This window comes from Microcoleus sp. F10-B2 (genome assembly GCF_036704965.1).
Classification (GTDB): Bacteria; Cyanobacteriota; Cyanobacteriia; order Cyanobacteriales; family Microcoleaceae; genus Microcoleus.
In genome coordinates, this window is the sequence record NZ_JAUBTB010000010.1 from 1 (window position 1) to 24,172 (window position 24,172).

At 45.3% G+C, this 24,172-nt stretch carries 17 protein-coding genes; 6 read left to right on the forward strand and 11 right to left on the reverse strand.

The features are described from left to right. The first annotated feature begins 569 nt into the window (after window positions 1-569). The 3 genes from gap to QUA99_RS05810 all read left to right on the forward strand — a co-directional run bounded on the left by gap (window position 570) and on the right by QUA99_RS05810 (window position 3,157). On the forward strand, window positions 570-1,601 hold the full coding sequence (gene gap / locus QUA99_RS05800) for a type I glyceraldehyde-3-phosphate dehydrogenase (protein WP_333236742.1): 1,032 nt from the start codon (window positions 570-572) through the stop codon (window positions 1,599-1,601). A gap of 199 nt (window positions 1,602-1,800) precedes the next feature. Then, entirely contained in the window at window positions 1,801-2,166 is a 366-nt protein-coding gene (locus tag QUA99_RS05805) for a DUF1823 family protein (protein ID WP_333236626.1), read from the forward strand. Window positions 2,167-2,461: 295 nt separating this feature from the next. Next, window positions 2,462-3,157: a CsgG/HfaB family protein gene (locus QUA99_RS05810; protein ID WP_333236628.1), complete on the forward strand. Its 696-nt coding sequence runs from the start codon at window positions 2,462-2,464 to the stop codon at window positions 3,155-3,157. A gap of 311 nt (window positions 3,158-3,468) precedes the next feature. Here the strand turns inward: QUA99_RS05810 and QUA99_RS05815 are convergent, their stop codons facing one another. Then, on the reverse strand, window positions 3,469-5,787 hold the full coding sequence (locus QUA99_RS05815) for a protein phosphatase 2C domain-containing protein (protein WP_333236630.1): 2,319 nt from the start codon (window positions 5,785-5,787) through the stop codon (window positions 3,469-3,471). An 817-nt stretch (window positions 5,788-6,604) separates the two neighbouring features. Between QUA99_RS05815 and QUA99_RS05820 the strand changes: the two genes are divergently transcribed. After that, the gene (locus QUA99_RS05820; protein WP_333236633.1) at window positions 6,605-7,063 is read left to right on the forward strand and encodes a hypothetical protein; all 459 of its coding nucleotides are present in this window, start codon (window positions 6,605-6,607) and stop codon (window positions 7,061-7,063) included. A 220-nt stretch (window positions 7,064-7,283) separates the two neighbouring features. Here QUA99_RS05820 and QUA99_RS05825 read toward each other — a convergent pair whose 3' ends face one another. The 3 genes from QUA99_RS05825 to QUA99_RS05835 all read right to left on the reverse strand — a co-directional run bounded on the left by QUA99_RS05825 (window position 7,284) and on the right by QUA99_RS05835 (window position 10,377). After that, the gene (locus QUA99_RS05825) at window positions 7,284-7,628 is read right to left on the reverse strand and encodes an NAD(P)H-quinone oxidoreductase subunit M (protein ID WP_333236635.1); all 345 of its coding nucleotides are present in this window, start codon (window positions 7,626-7,628) and stop codon (window positions 7,284-7,286) included. Window positions 7,629-7,703: 75 nt separating this feature from the next. After that, complete coding sequence (locus tag QUA99_RS05830; protein ID WP_333236638.1) at window positions 7,704-8,225, reverse strand: hypothetical protein; 522 nt, start codon at window positions 8,223-8,225, stop codon at window positions 7,704-7,706. Window positions 8,226-8,412: 187 nt separating this feature from the next. Beyond that, window positions 8,413-10,377 carry a pentapeptide repeat-containing protein gene (locus QUA99_RS05835; RefSeq protein ID WP_333236640.1) on the reverse strand — a complete coding sequence of 655 codons (1,965 nt, stop codon included), beginning with the start codon at window positions 10,375-10,377 and terminating at the stop codon, window positions 8,413-8,415. Window positions 10,378-10,402: 25 nt separating this feature from the next. Here QUA99_RS05835 and QUA99_RS05840 point away from each other — a divergent pair, with 25 nt between their 5' ends. Continuing rightward, window positions 10,403-11,203 (forward strand): ion transporter, encoded by an 801-nt coding sequence (locus tag QUA99_RS05840; RefSeq protein WP_333236642.1) that lies wholly within the window; start codon window positions 10,403-10,405, stop codon window positions 11,201-11,203. An 87-nt stretch (window positions 11,204-11,290) separates the two neighbouring features. Here the strand turns inward: QUA99_RS05840 and QUA99_RS05845 are convergent, their stop codons facing one another. From QUA99_RS05845 to QUA99_RS05875, 7 genes are all read right to left on the reverse strand, one after another. Next, window positions 11,291-12,667 (reverse strand): HAMP domain-containing sensor histidine kinase, encoded by a 1,377-nt coding sequence (locus QUA99_RS05845; protein WP_333236644.1) that lies wholly within the window; start codon window positions 12,665-12,667, stop codon window positions 11,291-11,293. A gap of 108 nt (window positions 12,668-12,775) precedes the next feature. Then, window positions 12,776-14,131 carry an ATP-binding protein gene (locus tag QUA99_RS05850; protein WP_333236646.1) on the reverse strand — a complete coding sequence of 452 codons (1,356 nt, stop codon included), beginning with the start codon at window positions 14,129-14,131 and terminating at the stop codon, window positions 12,776-12,778. An 854-nt stretch (window positions 14,132-14,985) separates the two neighbouring features. Beyond that, the gene (locus tag QUA99_RS05855) at window positions 14,986-15,552 is read right to left on the reverse strand and encodes a hypothetical protein (protein ID WP_333236648.1); all 567 of its coding nucleotides are present in this window, start codon (window positions 15,550-15,552) and stop codon (window positions 14,986-14,988) included. Between the two features lie 82 nt (window positions 15,553-15,634). Further along, window positions 15,635-17,203: a hypothetical protein gene (locus tag QUA99_RS05860; RefSeq protein ID WP_333236650.1), complete on the reverse strand. Its 1,569-nt coding sequence runs from the start codon at window positions 17,201-17,203 to the stop codon at window positions 15,635-15,637. Between the two features lie 674 nt (window positions 17,204-17,877). After that, complete coding sequence (locus tag QUA99_RS05865) at window positions 17,878-19,254, reverse strand: oligosaccharide flippase family protein (RefSeq protein WP_333236652.1); 1,377 nt, start codon at window positions 19,252-19,254, stop codon at window positions 17,878-17,880. A 182-nt stretch (window positions 19,255-19,436) separates the two neighbouring features. Beyond that, a complete protein-coding gene (locus QUA99_RS05870; RefSeq protein WP_333236654.1) occupies window positions 19,437-20,225 on the reverse strand; it encodes a TIGR03943 family putative permease subunit in 789 nt (262 codons plus the stop codon). A 164-nt stretch (window positions 20,226-20,389) separates the two neighbouring features. Further along, window positions 20,390-21,469, reverse strand: coding sequence for a permease (locus QUA99_RS05875; protein ID WP_333236656.1), 1,080 nt, complete (start codon window positions 21,467-21,469; stop codon window positions 20,390-20,392). Between the two features lie 1,152 nt (window positions 21,470-22,621). Between QUA99_RS05875 and QUA99_RS05880 the strand changes: the two genes are divergently transcribed. Then, complete coding sequence (locus QUA99_RS05880; protein ID WP_333236658.1) at window positions 22,622-24,082, forward strand: HAMP domain-containing sensor histidine kinase; 1,461 nt, start codon at window positions 22,622-22,624, stop codon at window positions 24,080-24,082. Window positions 24,083-24,172: the final 90 nt, after the last annotated feature.

Genomic DNA, 24,172 nt, shown 5'->3' on the forward strand with positions numbered 1-24,172 from the left:
CATACGTGAATGCCACGTTTTCTATAGTTGTCTTTTTGTCAAGTACAATTTATACCAAATTAGATGAGCTTACCCTGAATCCTAGGGTTTGTGCCGCGACAGCCACCGCGAGGATTTCACTTTTGCATCCCAGCTAGAAATTGGAGTTTTGAGGATCTATTGCTGCGAGGCAGAAGGAAAGAGCAACAAGGAAGCAGCCAGAAGAAGTATTTTGACAAATATGAGACGATCCTCAGCCACCACTGGTGAGAATACCAATCCATTTTGGTTTTTGTATAAGTTTTTTGTTATTACTTTAGCATGATTTAAAAAAGGCTATTTTGAAAATAATTTCTGTCTATTGTAGCACTTTTACAAGTTTACAATCATCAGCCATCAACCATTAGCCAGCGGTCATTTCAGGATTAATTACCCTTCGCCACCCCCGAATTCAGAATTCTTAAGAGATAGAAAAGAATCAGTTAAAAAAATCTGTTAGCGTGGTAAATTCTAAGCCACAACAGGCGATCCTCTTCGAGGGCAACGCTTACGCCCGATCGAGTAGGGATATTTTCAATAGGAGTTTAAACATGGCTGCATTAAAAGTCGGCATCAACGGATTTGGTCGCATCGGACGGCTAGTCATGCGTGCCGGCATCAAAAACCCCAACATCGAATTTGTCGGCATTAACGACTTAGTTTCGCCAGACAACCTGGCTTATCTTTTCAAATACGACTCCACCCACGGCATTTACGACGGCGAAGTGGAAAGCAAACCAGACGGCATTGTCATTGACGGACATTTTATACCCTGCACCTCGATTAGAAATCCGGCAGAATTGCCTTGGGGTAAAACGAGTGCAGATTATGTTGTAGAATCTACCGGATTGTTTACAGATTTGGCAGGCGCATCAAAACACTTGACGGCGGGAGCAAAACGAGTAATACTTTCAGCACCAACAAAAGACCCGGAAAAAGTTCCAACTTTTCTAGTAGGGGTCAACCACCACAAATTTGACACTGCCAAAGATACTGTTGTTTCTAATGCTAGCTGTACGACGAATTGTTTAGCACCAATTGCCAAAGTAATTAACGATAACTTCGGTTTAGAAGAAGGTTTAATGACTACAGTTCATGCGATGACAGCTACTCAACCAACTGTAGACGGGCCCAGCCAAAAAGATTGGCGGGGAGGACGCGGTGCCGCTCAAAATATTATTCCATCTTCGACCGGTGCGGCGAAAGCTGTTACTTTGGTGTTGCCAGAATTGAAAGGGAAATTGACGGGAATGGCTTTGCGCGTGCCAACTCCAGACGTGTCTGTAGTTGACCTTACTTTCAAAACGGCGAAGGAAACTAGCTACAAAGAAATTTGTGAAGCTATGAAAAAAGCCTCTGAGGGCGAACTCAAAGGCATTCTCGGATATACTGAAGATGCGGTAGTTTCGACGGATTTTCAGGGCGACGCACGATCGAGCATTTTCGATGCAGGTGCCGGAATTGAACTGAATTCTAAGTTTTTCAAAGTCGTTTCTTGGTACGACAACGAGTGGGGTTATTCTAACCGCGTGATTGACTTAATGCTGTCGATGGCCGAGAAAGACGGAATTTTGGGCAAGTAATACAGTCATCCCCTCGATCGCTGCTTGAAACCGCTACTACACATACAAAGTCCGCCGAGGCGAACTAAGAAACCAGGGAAATATTTCACCCAGACTTGATATAAATTTCTGTGTTTTTGTGGAACGGGCATCTTGCCCGTTCCCGATAATGTTATCTGATGTGAGTTAAACTTTTGTTGTTTCCGATCGAATCGCGCTCATGTCTGAATTACCACCGCTGAATAACGAAACTATTTGGGCTATCCTCAACGAAGAAATCGACGATGCTGCTGTCAACCGATTAGTTTGGCAGTATCTGGGCTACCGCTGCGATGCCGAGACTGGCGAGTGGAACAGTGCAGGTGTGGCAGCCGAGTGGCGCCAAGAGTACCCGGAACCGCCGGATTTTATCGATTCTAGACCGGCGACGGTGAAATTGACTCGATCGACTCCTCCAGAAAACAAGCAGTTGCTGAAGGAAAAATTGGGCTTTAAAGGCTATAAAATTGGGGAATTCGGGCCTAGACAGACTCGCAGGGCGACGATGGCTAATTGGTTGATGGGTTTTATGAAATCTGGGGCGTAAGAGGAATTGTCGATGGCTGTGCGGTTGTTGCCACCGTTACAGTACAGAGATATGAGATTTTTTGGCAGGAAAACCCCTAAATCCCTATTGAAGGATTGGAACCTTGATTAAACTCTTCCTTTCTTTAACTCTGCGTCCTCTGCGTCCTCTGCGGTTCATTAACAAAAATTCCGCCTGTTGAAAGTCAAAAAACACTAAAATCCGACCATTCCAACCTCCTCACCCCCAACCCTGACATCGGGCTGTTCCGTAAAGTATCCTAGAGTCGGCACAAAACAACTGTGAGGTAAGCTTTATGAAAACAACCACCATATCTCGCTTAACCGGCATTTCCCTCGCTACCCTAATGCTAGCAGGCTTTTCAGTCAACGCGATCGCCACACCAGCCACCACCGAACCCGCAACCCAACTAGCCCAAGCAACTGCCAAAAAACGCCTCGTCGTCATGGACTTCGACTACGGCCCCACCAACAGCTATTACACTTCCTACAGGGGAGTCGGCGCAGCCAAAGGCATCAGCGAACTGCTAATCAACGAACTCGTCAACAACGGCACTTATACAGTAGTCGATCGCAGCAAACTCGAACAAGTGCTCAAACAGCAAAATCGCAGCGGTGCGATGGATGCCGGCACAGCAGCAGAAATTGGCAAGCAGTTAGGAGTTGACGCCGTACTCATCGGCACCATTACCAAGTTTAATATCGACAAACAATCCGGCGGCGGCAGTTTCATGGGAATCGGCGCCGGTTCGCAAAAAACCAAAGCTACCGTTCAAATAGACGTGCGGTTAATCGGTACAGCTTCCGGAGATATTCTTGCCACTGCCAAAGCAGTAGGAGAAGCGGATCAAAGCGATTCTAATATTTCCGTGAGGGGTATTGGTGGTAATTCCAGCAGTAGCAATGAAGACTCACTTTTAAGCGCGGCCGTTGACAAAGCCGTATCTCAAATGGTGACTAAACTTGCAGAAGTATCTAAGAAATTAGGTTAGGATCGCGAATTAAATAATTTACACTCTTGAAAGTGGGGTGGGCCTGAAATCCCGCCCTTTCTGGACGGGCGGGACGCCCATCCCACAAGAACATCACGCATTGTAAGTTATTTAATTCTCATTCCTTAGAAATTTTGAAAGCTTTTTAGATTTGATATTGGCAAGTATTAAATTCCCAATATCAAATCTAAAATTATGTCAGCTACTTGACCGGCGATAGTACCAGTTAATCTTAGTTTTGTTTAGAAATCTGCATTTTTATTTCTACTAAATTAGAGCCAACTTTCTCAACATACTCAAGCATTAACAGTTTAATTAGCATTGGGATTTGAGTCAGAATTAACAACGCATTTCCCCTGTTGATTTGGGTTGGGAGTCGGGTTCGACGCTACCTTAGAAACGGCATCTCGTTCTTGAATCCATCCAATTTCCCCCGCTTGCAGCTTGGCGATTGCTACTGCATCAACAGTTGGCTTAACTGCCGGGGAAGGCGAGGGAGTTCCCACAGCCGGAGATGGATTGATCGGGGGTTTTGAAACAGTAGAAAAATCTTTATTTGACTGGGGTTTGGGAGAGTTCGACCGCACTATTTCAGGAATCGAGCAAACTTTCAATTCCAGCCAATTGCCTTGAGGCGTAAGCTGTTTGTTTGTTACCTGCAAAACGCTGCCTGCAGGGACTGTTCCTTTGACAGTCAACTCACCAATTGCGACTCGCAAATCCAAGCGATCGCCCTCTTTTCCCAATTCCCCAGGCGCAGAGCTTTTAATCTCTATAAACGAGCCTGTTTCTAAAGATTTTACCGGAGAAGGTACAGATTCAACTGTTTTCTCCGGCCTGCTGACAGGATTAATTAAACCGCGTTTCCCGAAAATCGACTCCCCGGCAGTATCGATCGCCCGACCCACCGGAGGGATGAAAAAATAAGCAAATACACCCCCCAAGCCTAATAAAAATAAAATTTTCAGCAGCAGCGAAAATGGGCTTTTGCCTTTGTCCGGTGGCTGTACAAACTGCGTTTGCCCTGGAGAATCAGGATCGCCAATGGCTGGGGGCACAGTCAAATCCGTTGGCACATCGTCGGTGTCGATAATTGGTTCCGGAGGCGTATCTAAAGGTGCGACAGACAATTCTGTAAAATTATTACCGTTTTCCCTCAAATGTGCCTGACAGTGAATTAAAGCAACTGTGACGTTATCGTGACCGTTTCTAGTATTAGCAATCTCGATCAGCCGATCGCGCGCCTTCGCCACATCAACAGTACCGTCGAGAATTGGCAAAATCTCTGCTTCCCAACATTCCTCAACCCGGTCTTTATCGCTCAAACCGTCGGAACACAGCAGCAAAACGCAATCATCATCCACCGGAAAACGCTGCACAGTCGGGTGCAGACTGTTGGAGGAAGTAATGCCCAAAGCTTGAATCAGAGCTCCGGCGGCCACTTGTTCCAAAGCATCCCGGTAGAGGGAGTAGCCCAAACGCACCTCGCGGCAAGCTACATCGTCGTCGAGAGTAACTTGATAGCAGCCTGTGCGGGTAATCCAGTAAGCCCGACTGTCTCCGACGTGGGCGACGTATAGTTCGTGTATGTGGGCTAAAGCCATAACTAGCGTAGTTCCCATCCGCTGGCGGCCTTGGCGGTGTTCGCTGTCGTTGCGACCGGCTATCTTGTCGTTAGCAGCACAAGCGGCCCGTTCCAGCTTGGAAGTCAGGCTCAGCGGGTCCCAATTAGCTTGATGCAGGGGCATTTGCTGCAACTTATCGCGCAGCACAGCAATCGCTTCTTCGGAAGCGACTTCGCCGCCGTCTTGTCCGCCGATACCGTCGCAGACGATCGCGCAAGCTTCCGATCCGGGATTTCCTCCCCACACCGTACCGCTGGGCGGATAGCAAGCATCTTCGTTGTGAGCCCGGGATCTGCCCACATCGGTGCCGGTGGCAATCTCAACGTGACGGTCGTAAGATCTGCCGCACTTTGCCAAAGCTTTATCCAACTGGCCCATCAGTTGTTCGCCGTGGCGCACTTGACCGGCAACCATTTGCTGGCAAAGTTGCCTCAAAAAATTGGCGATCGCCGGGTGAGCATCTTCGAGCCACTGCTGCCACAATTTGCCCAACTGCGACAAATTAGGCGGTTTGCGATCGGGCTGCAATTCCAGAAACCGCACCAATTGCCCTTCCACCCGCAGCAGTTCTGGAGTCAGCAGCGTCGAAGCCACGCCCTGAGCGATACACGGCTGCCACAACTGCGCAATTTGCCACAGCCAATTGAGCTGGCGCATCGCTGCGGCTCCTTTCCAGGAGTCTGCCAATTCCGGCATTAAAGATTCCGTCACCTTCAAAATCGGCCCGTTTTCCAGCAGCCAGATATCTCCCGAGAGCTTGCTCGTGTGCGAGGATACCAGCCCGTATACTTGAGGTACGTGTAATTGATAGGCAAACAGTCTCAGATAAGGAGTGACAACACTCGGAATCTCTTCGGGCAGTTCCGGCAACTGTTCGGGTTGAGTATCGACAAGAAGTCGATCGCGCTTGACCAAGTAGCGACCAGCGATCAGATCGCCTGGCCTACACCCTTTGATCCCTTCACCTAAAGCCCATAAGTAGTGTTTTGCCACAGAGTTTTGCATAAGGGTTCCTGACGCCTTTGGGCAAGCGTGCTGATCTGAACTATTTTAGCGCTTGAACCTCGACGGGTTGATACGTGGCGATTATTTGACACCCCCGCTTTCTTAACAGACGGGGATTCTTAAGACTTCGCCGTCCTAATATCCTGATTTTTCAGGTTCCTAGGCTCACAACGTTTGCACTCTTGTGTGCGGAGTGATATCTCCTGACAATGTTTTAGGCGTGACTTTCCCCCAGTCCAGGGGTAGGTTTTAATGTCTTGTACTGACACGAACAGTTTACCATTTTGTTGACGGCCGGATGAATCTTGCGATGAGCTTTCAGGGTTAGACGATCGCGCGACGCCGAAGTCCTCGGCTTGAAAGCAGGTTGTTTTCAGCATATTCCTGATAGTGGCCATTTCCGAAGAAATCGCCGCTTGAGAGCGAATAGAGATTTTAGACTAACTATAATGGTAGGATGCAGGTACGTAGAAATCACCTCACCCAGTAGGTATAAATAAATATCAATTCTCGGTTTTCTCGCGAAAGGCGATCCGTGCCTCGTGCCCTAGTTTCGCAGTAGAAGTTAAATTTAACCTTACCCAAAGACGGATACAAGCCCCCAGGTTCATCTGTGGAGTCAATCTACAATTTACAATCTAACCTCTAACATCTACTGACGGATGTCAGCCCCCGACACGAGTCGTGGAGAGCAAAAAAAATTAGATATTAGTGCCAGCCTGCAGATTCATCTGTGGAGTCAATCTAAAATCTAAAATCTAAAATCTAAAATCTAAAATCGACTGACCGGCCTCTGCAAGCTGTTGAGTTTTTAACCATGCCCCCACATGAGTCCAGCGCCTTTCCTAAGAATTTGTCCGATCCGAAGCTGCTGCCTGGAGTTGAGGTAGACGAAATGCTGACTAGGATTAAGCATTCTCACGGTCATTACTACAAAATGATGAATCTTGAGGTTTGGGCGCTCGTGGAAACCTTGGATGGGCTGTTTCCCGGCGCTTGGGGTCAGTTTATGACTAACCGCCAAATAGCAGTTAAACAGTTTTTGGAGCGCGATCGCCATCCTACTAATTTTGCGGCAGTTGATAAAGGGGATGCGGGGGATGCGGGGGAGGAGCAAGAAGGAGGAAGGCCTTTGGACTCCTTTCCCTTCGGCTACCGTCAGGGCGATCGGCTAAGCTCATCACAAGTCGCTCAGGGTAAAAAGAACGAAGAAGCCACGAGTCAGGAGTCAGGGAGTCAGGAGTCAGGAGTCAGAAAGAAGCAGGAAGAAGAATAAAACCCGATTTTCTCGATTCTCCCGATTCTCCCCATCTGAGCCTTTCCTTGGTATCGAAGTCTAGAACCCCCTCAATTCCCCGGAAGACGGGAGACGAAATAGAATACTCTTGCCCCCCCTTAATTAAGGGGGGCTAGGGGGGATCGAAACTCAGCTACAAGCGACATTGATGATGGGTTTCAATCTTAAGTTGACACAAATGCCGATCGCCCGATCGCCCTTACAGGTGAATTTTGGCATCCACTTGAGGCAATCCCATGCTGTAGTTGACAGCGCGGCTGTTGAGATTGTAGCTGATTTGGCCTTTTTGGAGGAGCGATCGTACTAAGTGTTCCAACTCCGAACCGATGCGGCGGAGGTTGTACTCGGTCAAATCTTCGCCCTCGTATGCGTCTACGAGTTGGTCGAATTTGGCATATACCTCTTTGACTGACTCCTCGTTCCAGTTAAGTTCGTTATCTGGGTCAATGTCGAGCGTCAAAAGGTCATTGCTGGGTACGAGTTCGTTGTCTTCGAGGATAGCGGTGTATATGCGAATATGGCGGGTTGTTGACTTGAGCTGCATGAGTTCTTATGTGTAAAGATTTTTTGCTGAATTAATTGTAATGGCTGAGAGATGCGCGGGGAGGGCGGGCGATCGTCAATTTCTCGGAATCCCGAAATATTTTAGTTGTTCGCCAGTCCAATTTTTGTAATATTCAGTTTTCTCTAAAGCATCGGAAGCGGGCTTCAGCTTAGAATTTACTTGAACGGTGAAGCCCGGATACGGCATCCTCCTAGTATGAAGCCCGTCAATATTAAAATCTTCTTCGGGATGGACGTGAAAAGCCAGCAAGCCCAACTCTGAAATCCGATCGTTCAGTTTGTCTATCAATTCTTTAGTTTCGGGCGCACTAATTGCAGTTTTTTCGGGATTAATTACTACCATTATTTCAAATTCAGAATTGTAAAATTCATAAATCGATTTCATTATGGCAGAATCGCGATCGAACTCAGTCAGCGCTGAAAACGGCTCGATTTTTAATAGAATTTGATTAGCCAAGCGTGCTTTTTTAGTGAAGGGACAAATCGGTAAATCGCTGAAAACAGGATGCGGTAACTCGACAAACTCCGTCATCCATCTGAGGGTAGATTCTATAATTTCCGTGTCAGATTCATTCATCGAAAATCTATGTATTGGATATTTCACACTCATCATACTTTATTTTTTGGGTGGGCAATGCTAGCCATTGGTTGTCAACTTAAACCGAAAGTCCGGCAGAGGTTTAAACCCCTGGCGGACTTCGGGAAAGAGCGTTAAATTTACACCAATAAATTGCCCACCTTGCTCTTTAATATTGGCATCGAATTTATTCGTGAATTGTGCCATCTGGCATAATTGCACCTGCGAGTTTTGCCTTTTCCAGATTTACCACCCCACTTAGGTTTGCTCCCTTTAGGTTGGCTTTTTCTAGGTTTGTATTGTGCAAATCTGCCCCACGCAAGTCTGCCGAAGTTAGGTTTGCTCCACTAAAATTTCCATTTTTAAGGTCAGCCCCACAGAGATTTCCTTCAATTAATGTTGCTCCGCTGACATTACATTGAAGAGTTCCACTAACCAGATTAACTTTGGTCAGATTAGCACCACTAAAATTTGCATGACGTGTGTCTGCATTTTTCAGATTCGCTCCACTCAAGTCTGCCGCAGTTAGATTAGCAGCCCATAAATTGGCCTGCATCAGGTTTGCTCCTATGAGGTTTGCCGCCGTTAACTTGGCACTACTCAGATTTGCTCCGCTTAAGTTGGTTTTACTCAAATTAGCTTGCAGGAGTAGTGAACTCTCCAAATTTGCATTAGTTAGATTTGTACCGCTCAAGTTAGCTTCACTCAGGTTAACTCTGCTCAAGTTACGACCAGCTAGGTTTGCTTCTTTCAGTGAAACATTAGGAGCAATTAAGTAAGCACCTGCTTTAACAGGATCAAAGCCTCTGGGGAAGAGAGTCTGTGCGTTGTAAAGTGCTTGTTGAAGTTTTGATCCTTCAAGGTTGGCTCCTTCAAGGTTGGCCATTAATAGGTTAGTATTACTTAGGTTTGCATTACTCAAATCAGCCTTCATTAATTGTGATTCCCTCAAATTCAACCCAGTTAAGTTCGCTTTACTGAGGTTGGCCCTGCTGAAGTTTGTCTTCGAGAACAAATGAACACTACTGAGATTTACCCCACTCAGATTAGCTTCACTTAGGTTTGAACCTCGCAGATTTACTTCACTTAAATTTGCATCTATGAATTTTGTTTTTCCTAAGTTGGCTGAGGTTAGATTAGCTGTGTGAAGGTTTGTATGACATAAATTTGCCTCAGCCAGGTTAGCATAAGATAAGTCTGCTTCAGAAAGTTCTGCACGGCTTAGATTAGCGTTACTCAGATTGACAGAATGCAGGGTTTTTCCGCTCAGATCCACTCCCGATAAGTTAATCCCTGTAAAATCTCGTTCTCCCTGATTATACCGTTTCAAAAATTCCTCAGCACTAATAGCTGCCTCCAGACTTTTTAGTGCAGAATCATCAATTTTTTCCTCTTCCTCAGATTGCACACTATCCGCATTCACAGGAGTAGCAGGCGGCTGTTCTACCGCTTCGCTAGATGCTGGAATCGGTGTCTCCTCGATCGCCTCTTCGCGCAATAACCGATCGACCCGATCGCTAAACCGCCTCAAAACCTCAGCATCATCAACCTTCTCAGCAGCATTCGAGCTTTTTTCAACCGCATTCTCAACATAATACTTGTCTACAAAACTTTGCAACCCAGCATTATATCCCTGTCCAACCGCCTGAAACCTCCATTCGCCATTCTTCTTATACAACCGTCCAAATTCTAAAGCCGTTTCTTGCGAAAATATCTGATTTAAATTGTACCGAACCAATTCGCTAAGAGTGTCTGAATTGTAAAGCCGGATAAAAGCATTTTCAACTTGACTAAAACTTTGATTTTTTTCCTGTCCGTCGTGAATAGTCACCACAAACACTATTTCCTGAATCGCCGAATTGATTTTACTCAAATCTAGATAAACCGTCTCATCATCTCCCTCAATTTGTCCATTCCTGCTGTCTCCTGAATGTCGCACCGAACCGTCGGGCGATGTCAGATTGTTGTAAAATACAAAATACTTTTCATCAGGAATGCGACCGTCCGCCGCTAACATAAAAACTGATGCGTCAATGTCGCAGTTTTGTGCTTTCTGGCTGACTTGCCACCCCAGGGCGATCGCTATTTTACTGAAATTAGGAGTTTCTTTAGAAAGATTGAACCTTTCACCCTTAGTTAATTCGATACTCATATGCGATAATTCCCTTACCTCATAAATGGTATTAATTATCTCATCTATGTTAACCCGATCGCAAATTGGATTTTATCTCGAAGATATCGAAACCCCCATTGGCAGAACCGTCAATTTAACTCTTACCGGACTCATTCTATTATCTTCCGCCAGCTTCATCGCCGAAACTTACCCGCTTTCGGGGCCTGTTAGAATTAATTTGCAAACTCTCGATACTGTTCTTTTAATCGTTTTTGTAGTTGAGTATTTATTGCGGCTGTGGTGTGCAGAAAATCGAGTTAAATTTATTTTTAGTTTTTTTTCAATTATTGATTTGCTGGCAATATTACCATTTTTATTGGGATTTGTCAACGTCAGTTTTATCCGAATTTTTCGCTGGTTTAGAATTCTCCGACTCATCCGTTTTCTGGAATTGAAAATTTCTATTTTCCGCATCAGCAGCGAAGATGGGGTGATTTTTGCTCGGATTTTGTTTACTTTGCTGGCAATAATTTTTGTTTATTCTGGTTTGATTTATCAAGTGGAACATCCGACAAATCCCGAAAGTTTTGGAACTTTTTTGGATGCTGTTTATTTCTCGGTTGTCACCATGACCACCGTGGGATTTGGCGATGTTACTCCGATTTCGGAATCCGGTCGTTTTCTGACTATTTTGATGATTTTGACGGGAATTGCTCTGATTCCTTGGCAATTGGGGGACTTGATTAAACACTTAGTTAAAAGTGCTAATCACGGAGAAGCTGTTTGTAAAGGTTGCGGTTGGTCTGTACACGATGCTAATGCTAGATTTTGTAAAATGTGCGGCAGTCAATTAGATAATGCTTGACTGTTGACTGTTGACTGTTGACTACTGCCTCACCCTAGATAATTCATCCGTGTATCCGTGTCAAAATCCGTGTAGTGCTTTCCTTCTTTAAGCTAAGGGTAACAAAATTTCAAATTCAGTACCGCTGCCTAATTCCGATCGCATTCTGAATGCACCGCCGTGTTTGCCAGTCACGATTTGATAGCTAACTGCTAAACTGGTTTCTTTGAGGGCGCGTTTTTCGGTAGAGAATGATTCTATAATTTTTTTGTACTTGCTAGGTGACATTCCTGGCCCGTTATCTGATATGCAAATCGAAACCCAGCGAACATGAAGTTTGTCTAAATCGCTCGCAGGTTCGGGACAGCAGACTTGAGTTGTGATTTCAATTTGAGGCTGGCGGTCGAAGTCTCTGATTCCTCCACCTTTAAACTCTTTCGCCAATTCTTGACCGACTGCTTCGTTAATTAATGTATGAATAGCATTGGTCAAGATATTCATAAATACTTGGTTTAGCTGGCCTGCATAGCACGGCACTGGTGGTAGGTAGCCGTAGTTTTTCACTACTTTGATTTCCCTGGTCAAACGACTTTTGAGCAGCAAAAGTATGCTGTCTATATTTGCGTGCAAGTCGGTCGGTTTGGGATAAATATCGTCGATGTGGCAGAAGTTTTGCAAACTGGTTGCCAACTTGCTCAAACGTTCGGCTCCCGATTTGATGCTGGCAACAGTTCGGAGGAAATCGTTTTGCAAAAAGTCATAGTCGATCTCTTCCTTGAGCCGTGCTATTTCCGGCGGGGGTTCGGTACAGTATGCGTCGTAAACTGACAGCAACTCCATCAAGTTTTTGCTGTAGTCGCTGACGTAGGTTAAATTGCCCCAAATAAAGCCTACCGGATCTAAAATTTCGTGGGCTACTCCGTTGACTAAACGCCCTAAACTAGCCATTTTTTCGCTTTGAATCATTTGAGTTTGGGCTCTTTCGTAGCGGACTTGAGTTTCGATGCCGCGAATTTGCCAGTAGGCGATGTTTAGCGCGTGAGGGTCTAAGAGGCGGTAAGATTGGGAGTCTATTTGGACGACGATTGGTTCGGACTGCAATTCGGGCGATCGGCGCAGAGCTTGTGGAGCTGCTGCCAAAATGGTTGTGCTTTCTGGAACTAATAATATTTCGACGCGAGCATAACTGTAGAAAACTTTCAGCGGGAGGTGCAAAAATAGCTCTGGGCCTTGGGGTTTGAGCAAATATTCCAGCAGTTGCCTGCGGGATATCATGCCAGCCAACTCTCCTGCTTCCATCAAGACGACTCCCGGCACTAGGGGATGCTGTTCAAAAATTTCGGCAACTGCGATCGCCAAGCAGCTAGATTTAACCTGAAAGTCATACAGGGGCAAATCCCAGAGGGTAGACTCTAGGGAAAGGTCTTGATGGCTGCCTTCGGAGAGTGAAGGGCCAAGGAGTTTGGAACTGAATTTATTTGCCACTGGAACTTTTAGTTGCCGAAACGCTGGGAAAGTGAAACGATCGCGTACTACTAAGCTAGCCTATGATTTCACCGCAGGAGCCAACAGCCGAGAATATTTTTGAGTTAATCACGTTTTGCCAACTATTGGTAGGAGAATTTCAAATTCGGTGTTTTTACCGGGTTGCGATCGCAGTGAAAGTTTGCCGCCGTGCTTTTCTGTGACGATTTGATGGGAGATAGCCAGCCCCATACCGCTGCCTTTACCTGCTGGTTTAGTGGTAAAAAAGGTGTCAAATATGTGCTGGTGATTTTCTGGGGGAATGCCGGGCCCGTTATCGGCAATCCAAATTGCAGCCCGCGTGCCGTCTTCGGTTTCTACGACTTTAGTGGTAATTTCGATTTGGGGCTGCCAGTTGTCCCGGCACTCGGTCTGTATTTCTCGATCGGCTGCGTACTCTGTCAGGGCGTCTAGAGCGTTAACTAACAAATTCAAAAACACCTGACTCAACTGACCGGAGTAGCCGCTAACTAGCGGCAGTTCGCCGTAATTCTTTACCACTTCTATGTTATTTTTAAAGCGGTTTTTCAGAATTAACAGCGTCATCTCCACGCATTCGTGAATGTCTGTCTCCACTGCCTTTGTCTCGTCCATGTGAGAGAAGTGGTGCAGCCCGTTAACTATTTTTAGCAGTTGCGATGCTCCCAACTCCATCCCTTCTAAGGTGACAGGCAAATCTTCTTGTAAAAAATCAAATTCAATTTCTTCTTTGAAGGCATCTATTCGGGGACAAGGTTCCGAATATTCTTCTTCATAAACCGACATTAGCTGAAGCAAGTTTTCAAAATAGGAAAGCAGAAAAGTCAAATTTCCCCAAATACAGTTCAGCGGATTTCTAATTTCGTGGGCTACTTCGGCTACAATCCTCCCCAAACTAGCCATTTTTTCTGTTTGGATGAGTTTGGCTTGGGTTTGTTTGTGGAGCAACTTATTTGTTAATTGGTGAATTCTTGATTGAGCGACCATTAATTGGTGTACGTCTAACAGTTTGTATATCTGGGGTGCTATTTCCACTACTACGGGTTCGTAAACTAATTCTGCTGACCTGTAAAGAGATTCCTGAGCCGCTTCTACTATTAATTTACTGCCTGGAACCACCAGCAGATCTTGTTTGGAAAACCTGTACAATACCTCTATCGGTCGCTTGAAAAACATTTCTAATCCGTAGCGACGGTTAATTTTTTCAAAAAATTGACGCCTGGATATTATGCCGACAAAATTACCCCGATCGGTCAAAATGACGCCGGGAAGCATGGAATTTCCTTCAAAAGCCTGGGCTACTTCTTTTGCCTGTTGAGTTAATTCAATTTGGCAGGTGTAGAGCGGCAGGTCTAGGAGAGTTGATTCTAAGGAGATATTCCAAGTACAAATTTCAGGTATATGCAACACTGATAACTCCGAGCTAGTCTCACGCACAGCAAACATAGATGAAACCCCTGTTAAATGTTGTATCGATCGATAACTTAAGTTGCTATTAATTGGTAACGGGTAATTGGTAACGGGTAGTTGCTAATTTGTTAAATTACAACAGCACCCGATGGGAAAACCCGATCGCACTAGCATTGTCTCCTAAAAATTTTGTTTCTAAATCAATGTTAAACGATCGAAGCTTTTGTGGAACTTACGGAGCACGCGCTGTAAACTTTTTACCATGATATACCCTGCGATCGCCTGTTTGGGGAAAATTTTTAACATTGATCGGGGATTTTTGTAATCTATTATACCATTTTTCTGGTATTAGAAGGGAATTGGAGAAGACCTCGCGGGTTTCAGTGAATATACGGGCCTGGTTCGAGGGTTCGACGGCCCGGATTGGCGATGGTGGAAGTGACTTGAGGCCCGAACGGTCATTCGATTTTAGATTTGAGATTTGAGATTTTGGATTGACTTGCGCGAGATAAATTCGGGGGCTTGAGGATTTTAGATTTGAGATTTTGGATTGACTTGCGCGAGATAAATCACGTGGCGGGTACCACCTTTGAAATTCGCTTGTCAAGACTGGCGCGGAGGCAAAAATCTGCAGATTGTACAGCAGAAGGAAGTTCGGCAACGGATTCGCAACGCCAGATGTAACGGATGGAAGGCTTTAGTTATCGTCGCGAGAGAAGGAAGAAGCAATTTTCGGCAAGGGTTTGAGTCATTAAAAACGTCGTAACCTTCGGGCGCGCTTGCTATACGACTCAAAAGAAATGCAGCTTTAGGCAACTTCCCAACCTCGATGGTCGTCAGTTTTTTGCAATCTGCAATCTGCAATCTGCAATCTCAAATCTCAAATCGTCTTAGGGTTCCACCTCCGGCCAGAGACGTTCTAGCTGATACCGCCAAGCGGCGAGAGTCTGTTCGCGAGACTCTCGCCCGAGTTCCATTTCGCCCATCAATCCCTCTGCGTAGAAACGGTCTAAAGTCTGAAGGGTAGTTTCGACAGACTGTCCCTGCATCTTCGCAGCTTTGATGATTTGACGGATGCGGCTTTCTATCAAACCGCCGAAAAAGTCGGACAAACCTCGCTGTTGCAAAGCCAGCAGTCTGGCGATGGCGGCCGAGAAATCTGCAGTGGCAAGTGTGGCGCAACTGTGCTGAAATACTCCCCACAAAACGTTTTGATGTATGGCGTAGCGAGTTTCGAGGGTGGTGTCAAAGTTAGCTTCTAGCAGTTTATCAAAAAATGGTTGAGCTTCTTGGGCATCGGCGATCGGCAGCAAAATCCGCAGCCAAGTGCCGTCTTCTGAAAGGAGGACTAACAGGCGAAATTTGGGGGTTTCTACTTGCCAAGAAGTCGCAGCAGGCATCTCAACACTGTCACCAAATAAGTCTTTAAGGGTATTGCTAATTTCTTCTGGAGTCATGATGATTTTAGATTTTAGATTTTAGATTTTAGATTAGTCACCAGTCATTAGTCAGCAGTGCTATCTCAAATCTCAAATTGATTTATGGTAGCCAGCGGGGGTGATAGCCGGCAAAGGGAAGTTCTTCTGGCTGCAGTTTTGCGGGAGAACCGTCTGCGGGTATTTCTACTAAGGGTAGCAGCCAGAGGCGGCTGGTGGCGATCGACTGTCCGCCCGAGTTGCGGGGACTATCTGCTGCTGAGGGCTTTGCTGCTGTGACTGATTGGTCGAAAATTAATGCCAGCCCGTCGGGAGATAAACTGATTTGGGTATCTAATTGGTTGGGCAAAACCAGCAGCGGTTTGATTGTTCCTACCAAACGAGTACCCTCTTTTTTGAGGTCGATGGTAGCGATGAAAGGTTGTTCTTTGTAGGTTTCTGTGGTGAGGCGTTGGGTTAACAAACAGTAGAGACGCTGAACTTGGTTGTCTTTGTCTTTGCGGGGGTCGAAATAAACGCCGATAATGCTGCCGGGAATTCGTAATATTTCTTGTTCTGCACCTTGGTTGTCTAAGATGAAAAGCGATCGAGTAAAGTCGCTGTTGTATTTAACATATGCGGCGGCGGAGTTGTCGCGGGCCATGCCCAATACTTGTTCGTATTTTGGCAAAAATTCTACTGGGTCTGCTTCTGGTTTGAGGGGGACGATCGCTAATCCTTGTTTTTGAGATATTACCATCGATTTGCTGTCGGGGCGAATCAGAAAATCTCCGCCTTGTTGATTTTCCAAGGGTCGGGGAGGCAATTTTTCTTCCAAAATCCAAGGACTGAAATCGCCGGGATTGCGGCGGTTGACGCGCTGGATAACTATGATTTTTCCGTCGGCTGAGAGGTCGAATTTGAGATTTTGGTAATCTTTGGCATCTAATAGTTTGTCCAGCCTACCTGCTGGCTGGGGCGGCTGGGATTTTACTCCTGGAGATTGAGGGTTGAGACCGGTTGTGACGGTAAATAGTTCTTGATTTAAGGTGCCGCCACTGCGGGCGATCGATCGATCTGTAGCTGAGAATAAAATGCGATCGCTGTCGGGATACGGTTTAAAATCGGTGACGACTAAATCTTTGGGAGTCAGCGGTATCGGTTTTGAGTCGCTGCTGGTGAGATTGACTAGCATTAATCTGCTTTCTGTTTCGCCTTGGACGCCGATGTAAGCAAAAGCTCGATCGCGGCTGCGAAAGGAACTGCTAAACGGTTGCATTGGCGTTCCTTTATATTGGTTGTTTTCTCCGAAATACTTGTCGGTTGCTCCGGCGAGTTTTACTGTGTAGGTAACGCCGTAGGGTGCTGGATCTTTGAGGGTGTAAGCCATGCGCCTTCCAGCCCAACTAAATTTACCGGGGAGGGGAGGTTCTAGCTTTAAGTTTTCCTCGACGGTGGACTGGTTCATCGGTCGAAAGAAGGTGAGGATAAAGCCGGTATCTTGGGCGCCGATTTGTTTATTTTCCCAGGTAAATTCTCGCACTCGGGGTGCTGTGCCATCGCCGCTCAGCAGCAGCAGTCCCATTAAGAGGCTCAGCAGTAGCATGAGGAAAATCGCCGTGCGGTCGATCGGCTGTTTGAATGGCAGAATAGCTAAGGGTGAAGGATTAATTTTTTTGTTAAAAATACTCACAAATCTTTCTCTCCTACTTCTGCTGAAAATTAACTACCAAATTTTCCCTATTAAATTTTACAGTCCTGGAGGCACTCCCGACCTCCCGACCCTCAGAAAGCTATTTTTTTTCCCAGCGAAAAGGACTGCAACGAAGTATGTTGGTCAAAAACTCGGTTTCTAAAAGTTTTGGTTCCTCCAGGACTGAATTAAACTCACAAGTTTAAATCGGTGGAGTCTGCGGCACTTTCAACAGCCTCCACCGATTTTAGATGTGAAATTTAAAATTTTAGCTTGTAGGGTGCCTCAGAGGTAAAAGTTGCTCGATCGAGAGAGGTTTTGACGATCGTACAGCACCGTACCATTTTGCCAGTTGCATCCAGGAATGTTTGAGATTTAAGATTTTTAATCTTATCTCAAATTTCAAGTCGCCAATTCTTTAACAGGTTGACGGGTAACACTCGCGCTCTACTCATCCTACCAATAATCATGACGACTGCTTAGCTGAGATACCTTCCACTAATCCTTGACGAAGAAATCTATAAGGCGATTTTCTTGATAAAAAAACATCAGTTTAGTATACCTCGCGGTCACTCGCGATATTTCTTGTAACAGAGCCATTTGTAAAAAGATAAAGTGCATTACTTTTCTTCTGGTATTTTTTTCGCTTCACATATAGACAATCTCCTTTTTGTTTACTGAAACAGTGTATTGATTGGAATTAAATCCATGGGTGATATTTTATCGATTGGCAGACCAAAATTCAAAGCAACTCTACACCAAAGTAGAATTGCCAGCACCCCTAAAAATAGCCCGGTTAATTGAATATCCTGCCAAAAACAAGTTAGTCCTTCTTTCCACAAACCGTAGTTAGTTACTGCATAGGTAGGAAGGTCGCCGAGAGCTACAGCAATCACAGCACCTAAATTACCTTTTAAGTGGTATCCCAGCGGAATACTTATACATAGATTCACAAAAGTCAGCAGATTGCCCATAGCTGCGTACTGAGACTTTCCTACGCCTAACAGACAAGAAGCCATCATATTGTGGAGAGTGGTGTGCCAGATACCTAAAGCCAAGATTGGCATCATCCAAGATGCAGCCCAATACTCTTCCCTGTACAGTATTAAAATTAACTGGTCTCCAAAGGCAACAAAAATTGCTAAACCTACGGCTAACGGTATTAGAATTAGCTTGCGGTTCTTGAGTATCTTCGCGCGCAACTCCTGTCGCGGCAACTCTGCCAGCATAGAAATCGAGGGAAAAATCACCCTGCCGCTAATGGCGATGATGACTTGGCGCGGCATATCGCCGAGAGTAAAAGCAATTCCGTAAATGCCCAACAGTGCTAAAGTAAATATTTTCCCGAGGATGAGTCTGTCGGTTTGAGAACACAAGAAAAACAAAGCCGTAGACAAAAATATCCATTTGCCATAAGAAAATATTTCTTTAGCTGCTTCTTTATCCCAAGCAAAGCGGTTTGACTTGCCGGGAATCAAAAAATGGCTCCATACTAACTCCATTACAGCTCCAGTCAAGCCGCCGGCGATGATGGCCGAGATGCTGCGATCGAACCAGGCCCAGACAATCATTACTATAGTAGAAACAATCTGTATGCCCAACTCAAAAATTACTACTTCCTTCACTGCCATTTTGCGTTCTAGGCTGGATGTGGCTGTGGATTTAAACCCTCCTATTAGGGAATTTATACCTATTACTGGAATCAACCACAGGAGACGGGGCTCTCCATAAAAACTAGCAACTGGCTGGGTAATTACAATCAAAAAAATCCAAATGAAAAAGCTGCGAATAACTTGCAGTGTCCAAGCGGTGTTGAGAAATTGAGGATCTTCCCCCCGTTTGTTCTGGATGATACTTGGGGCCAAACCTATGTCTGTAAATAAGTTGATCCCTGTTATAAAAACGTAGGTTAGACCTACTAGACCAAATAGTTCGGGCAAAAGCAGGCGCGTCAGGATTAGGTTGCTACCGAATCGGATAATTTGACTGCTTCCATAGCTGGCTATCGTCCAGATAGCACCTTTGATAGCTAATTTTTTTTCTGATGACATATAGTTAGAATTTATTTCCTAATTACGAGTGTAGTGGCTGAATTTGCTATTGGCAACTCCTACAGGATACTGCTGCAACTTTTATAGCTGACTGTACAGTATCTTAATTTGTATGCGGAGGACGGGTCTGGAGTCTCGATCTCGCAATCAAGGAAAAATTTAATCTCATACTTACTCCACATCTAATAATCATAAGGGTTTTTTGGTTCGGGAATTGGTTGGAGGGAGGATGCTTGAATGATTAATTTGCGCTTGCCTTGCAGTTCTTCTACGATCGTTTCTCCTTCTATTTCTAGCCAACTGTCTGGGGCAAAGGCAGTGCGGCTTTGACCGATCGGTAATTTTACTGGCAACCCGATTGGATAGGCGTCGGCCGCGCAGCAGGTAATGATAAAACGCCCGATCCACAGATATTGTTCTGTGATGTTGGGGGGGTGAATTACAAATCCTTGAACTTTGATTTTTTGACCTCTGTATATATCGGGTTCGGGATTAAAATTTAACAGCCGCACCCATTCAACGAGCGATCGCTTTTCTGGTTTTGTAGTATTGCGAAATTCTTGTGGTTGCAGTCTGGTGATTGGCAGGGATTCGGTGAGACCTCGTTCTAAAGCTGTCTGGCTGGTAAATGTGCGTGGCGTTGTTAGTAAACCGATTAATGCGACGCTCAACATTAAGGTGCTGCCGATACTGGGGGGAAACAAAGTAACGTGTTCAACCTCTGTGATTCTGAGAGAGTTATTTGCTGCTGATGTCCGCGATTTCTTTGTGGTGCGATCGAGTTTTACGAGTTCCCAAGTTTTTAACCCGCCAATAACCATTAAGCCGATTCCTCCGGCTACAGTCAAGCCAAAGTAATTGGGGTGAATGAGAATGCTTAATTTGCCCGCGATCCAATATTTGAGGAGCAGTATTCCCCACGCTAAGATAGCTAGGGCGTCCAGCCAGGGGCTAATTTTTTTAAGATTCATTTTGTAAGAGTCATTGGGAAGGAAGAAGGAAGAAGGAAGAAGGAAGAGGGAAGAAGGAAGAGGGAAGAGGAAAAAAAGCTATCCGTATATCGGTGACTTCCGTGTCGTGAATCAAGGTAATTGAAAACTGCAAATGGTATTAGTTGTCTGTCCCAGCTAAGTTCTTAACCTAAATGCAAGTTGACAGCGAGGGTCATTAAAAAGGTTAACTGAGCTGCCAAGACAATTATGTAAACTACGGCTCGACTTTTAAAAATTGACAGCATTAAACCGATACCTTTGAGGTCAATCATCGGGCCGAAAACGAGAAAGGCTAACAGCGAACCGCTGGTAAATGTGGAAGCAAAAGACAGGGCAAAAAAGGCATCTACTGTAGAACAAATCGATACGACAGCGGCTAATAGCAGCATGGCGAGAATTGAGGAAACGGGGCCTTGGCCGAGGTTGAGAATTAGTTCGCGGGGTGCGCCAACTTGAATGATGGCTGCGATCGCACTTCCGATTACCAACACTCCTCCCAATTCGCGCAACTCCTGTACCATAGTATCTAAAAGCAGGCGCAGGCGCTCTTTAGAAACGCGGTGAAACATTGAGGAACGTTTCGAGGTTTTTTCTGTTTTGCTTGTTTTTAATGGCTTCCAGTCGTCTTGTAGCAAAGATTCGATCGGCACCGCCCCCCCCGGCTGACCGAGCATAAATGTTCCCGACTGCAACAGCAGCGGAGTGTTAGCTTGGACGAGTTCTTTTTCGGAAAACTCTGGTTTTGGCAGGGGAATCGCGCGGGCTACAGAGGGTTGCAGCAGAGGCCGCAAGTCTGGTTGGGCGCTGAACACCCAGCCGATAATTGTGGCTGTGACTAGGGAAAATACCACCCGCAAAATTACAATTTCTGGCTGATCGCGAAATGCCGTCCAAGTCGCCCAAATTACCACGGGGTTGATAGTGGGGGCCGCAAGCAAAAAGCCGATCGCGGCTGGTGCGGGTACTCCCTGCATCAGTAACCTGCGGGCTACGGGCACGTTACCGCACTCGCACACGGGAAACAAAAAGCCGATCGAACTGCCCATCAAAGCCCCCAGCAGCGGGTTTCGCGGGATGCGCGATACGAGTTTGCGTTCGTCTACAAATCCCAGCAGCAAACCTGAAAATAAAACTCCGAGCAGCAGAAAAGGTATTGCCTCTACTAACAAGCTGAGAAAAAGGGTAAAAGCATTGTTTAACTGATTCGTTAGGCCGGGTTGCATCGATCACCTACTGGTTGATTGCTATTTAGTTATACGTCTTTGGTAGAACTCCTTGTAGATCATACCAAAGCATAGCACTAAGTTAAGATCCAGTTAATTTTTTTTTGCTTTTTTTTGCGGGAATTTGTAGACATTCTAATTTAATCAAGGCTGATGCCTTCAATGATTTGGACTGGTTAAACTTGTTTGAATTTGATTTAATTATTATTCATATCCGCCTCGTACAGCCAATCAATAATTGACCGAAAGTATCCAGGATACAAGCCCCCGCATTCATCCGTCCAGAAATAAAAAACCTGTATCCGATGAAACTTGCCCCCCGAATTTATCCGTGGGGTCAATGCTTCAAATCTAAAATCTAAAATCTAAAATCTAAAATCTAAAATCTAAAATCTAAAATCGATTGACTCTGCCAACCGTCGCAGATTTGATGGATATTTCGGTTAACAATGGTTGATTGTAGAACAACTGCTAAGGCAGATTTTGCAGATGGCGGGCGAGGTTTACTGTTTTATATAACGATCGCTATAAAATAGGTTTGTAGCGATGACTAAAGTCTTCACTACAAACCTATAAGGAACGCACTGGGCGGTGTGTCGCTGGCCGATCGTTACGGGGGGTTGCGAGTACCGGATCGGGGAGATGGGATGAAATCGCCTCAAATGCCTTAGCACGGGCGAGGACTCCCAGCCATCGCGCTTAGCGAGCTAAAACTCAGGGAAGCGACCCCGGGAATTTCTGCTTTTAACTTGTCTGCTGACGGGTGCACCGCGCGGGCGATCGGGCAATTGCGATTTTCTTCTATTGTCAATCAATTATATTTATCAGGACAATAATTTATTAACACCAGGTTAAGACGATAACTTAAGGTTAATGAATAGTTAAATAGTCGAACCAAGCGTTAATACCGCTCAAGTCAGTATAAAATAAAGTCAGGTATAATTCCCAGGGCGCATTGATCTCCGTGATACTCAGTCTTGCCTAATACTTTAAGTGGTAAAATTTCATTTACTACAGTCAGTTTTTTGTGTAATTAAAAATGAAGTTTGCCAGGGGGATGCCAGTCAAAGCACTCAGCAACTCACCTGCTGACCTTTGGTAGCTGAATGTCTGCTGGCAAATAGAACCCCAAAAAAGCGTGCTGATGAATTTATGTTGAATACCTCCTGCGTAGAAAGACCAGTCCCACCCATCTCCGAGGCTGACCTAGGAGAACTTTGTTTAGACTCTACTCTCCAAGAATTGTCGCTTTACGATTTTCAGGTAGAAGCTACGGATTGGGGAATGCGAATTTCTCAGATGCTAGAAGCTAATCCGCTGTTACCGGGAGTCATTGTGACCCATCAAGGTGAATTTGCCGGTATGATTTCCCGGCGGAGATTTTTAGAATTTATCAGCCGTCCTTTTGGCCGAGAATTATTTTTAAAGCGACCAGTGAGGGCTTTGTACCGCTTTGCCGAAACTGAGAGTTTAATTTTTCCCAGCAATACTTTAATTGTGGATGCAGCCAGGAAGTCGCTGTTGCGATCGAAAGAACTGCTTTACGAACCTATTGTAGTTCAAGTGTCGCCTCAAACTTATAGTTTGCTAGACGTGCACGAACTGTTAGTAGCCCAATCCAACATTCACGAACTAGCAACAAAATTGCTGAGGCAGCAAACTCAATCTCAACTAATTCAAACCGAAAAACTAGCGAGTTTGGGACAGATGGTAGCTGGAGTCGCCCACGAAATTAGAAATCCAGTCACCTGCATCAGCGGAAATCTCGGCTTTTTGTCCAACTACTCGAAAGACCTCATGGAGTTGCTGTCGGCTTACGAACACATTGTCGGTGACAGCGAAAAAATTGACCAACTAAAAAAACACATAGAATTTGATTTTTTGCAACAAGATTGGGTGGAAATTATCAAAAGTATGAAAGTTTCATCGCAAAGGCTGACCGAACTCGTCACCAGCTTGCACACCTTTTCTCACATGGACGAAACCCACTTGAAGCAAGCTAACATCCACGAATGTATTGACAGTACGCTGCTAATTATGAAAAACCGTCTCAAGTACGGGTTTAAAGTAGTTAAAAACTATGGGGATTTGCCTTTGGTCAAGTGTTACTCTGGTCAGTTGAGCCAGGTATTTATGAATATCATGAGCAATGCGATCGATGCTTTGGAAGAGGTAAAAGCAGAAAAAGATTTTATGCCTGCGATTACTATTGAAACCGAGGTAATAGACAGTTCTGACGGAGACTGCGTGAATTCGGAATTAATTCAAAATTATGTTATGGGCGATGGCGTCCCGCCCCGCAAGCTACGACAAAATGCAAAACAGCTATCATCCGCCAGCCAAAACGGCGACTTCTGCCGAGAACCAGCGGAAAAAAATCAAAATAACGCTTGGATAGCCATCCGAATAGCTGATAACGGGCCGGGAATTCCTCCAGAAATTCAGCGGCGGATTTTTGAGACATTTTTCACCACTAAACCCGCCGGGAAAGGTACCGGTTTGGGGTTGGCAATTACCCATCAAATTGTTACGGAAAAGCATAAAGGCAAGTTAAATTTGCATTCTACTCCCGGTACAGGTACTGAATTTGAAATTTTGTTGCCATTGATTTGAAGGAAGAAGGAAGAAGGAAGAAGGAAGAAGGAAGAGGGAAGAAATAGAAACTAATTACAGCAGATTCCACATTTATGAAGTACGCCCGCC

What these genes read in the sequence shown, in the direction of transcription:
- gap (WP_333236742.1), top strand. Translation starts at nt 570, where the DNA reads ATGGCTGCATTAAAAGTCGGCATCAACGGATTTGGTCGCATCGGACGG.
- QUA99_RS05805 (WP_333236626.1), top strand. Translation starts at nt 1,801, where the DNA reads ATGTCTGAATTACCACCGCTGAATAACGAAACTATTTGGGCTATCCTC.
- QUA99_RS05810 (WP_333236628.1), top strand. Translation starts at nt 2,462, where the DNA reads ATGAAAACAACCACCATATCTCGCTTAACCGGCATTTCCCTCGCTACC.
- QUA99_RS05815 (WP_333236630.1), bottom strand. Translation starts at nt 5,787, where the DNA reads ATGCAAAACTCTGTGGCAAAACACTACTTATGGGCTTTAGGTGAAGGG.
- QUA99_RS05820 (WP_333236633.1), top strand. Translation starts at nt 6,605, where the DNA reads ATGCCCCCACATGAGTCCAGCGCCTTTCCTAAGAATTTGTCCGATCCG.
- QUA99_RS05825 (WP_333236635.1), bottom strand. Translation starts at nt 7,628, where the DNA reads ATGCAGCTCAAGTCAACAACCCGCCATATTCGCATATACACCGCTATC.
- QUA99_RS05830 (WP_333236638.1), bottom strand. Translation starts at nt 8,225, where the DNA reads ATGAATGAATCTGACACGGAAATTATAGAATCTACCCTCAGATGGATG.
- QUA99_RS05835 (WP_333236640.1), bottom strand. Translation starts at nt 10,377, where the DNA reads ATGAGTATCGAATTAACTAAGGGTGAAAGGTTCAATCTTTCTAAAGAA.
- QUA99_RS05840 (WP_333236642.1), top strand. Translation starts at nt 10,403, where the DNA reads ATGGTATTAATTATCTCATCTATGTTAACCCGATCGCAAATTGGATTT.
- QUA99_RS05850 (WP_333236646.1), bottom strand. Translation starts at nt 14,131, where the DNA reads ATGTTTGCTGTGCGTGAGACTAGCTCGGAGTTATCAGTGTTGCATATA.
- QUA99_RS05855 (WP_333236648.1), bottom strand. Translation starts at nt 15,552, where the DNA reads ATGACTCCAGAAGAAATTAGCAATACCCTTAAAGACTTATTTGGTGAC.
- QUA99_RS05865 (WP_333236652.1), bottom strand. Translation starts at nt 19,254, where the DNA reads ATGTCATCAGAAAAAAAATTAGCTATCAAAGGTGCTATCTGGACGATA.
- QUA99_RS05870 (WP_333236654.1), bottom strand. Translation starts at nt 20,225, where the DNA reads ATGAATCTTAAAAAAATTAGCCCCTGGCTGGACGCCCTAGCTATCTTA.
- QUA99_RS05875 (WP_333236656.1), bottom strand. Translation starts at nt 21,469, where the DNA reads ATGCAACCCGGCCTAACGAATCAGTTAAACAATGCTTTTACCCTTTTT.
- QUA99_RS05880 (WP_333236658.1), top strand. Translation starts at nt 22,622, where the DNA reads ATGTTGAATACCTCCTGCGTAGAAAGACCAGTCCCACCCATCTCCGAG.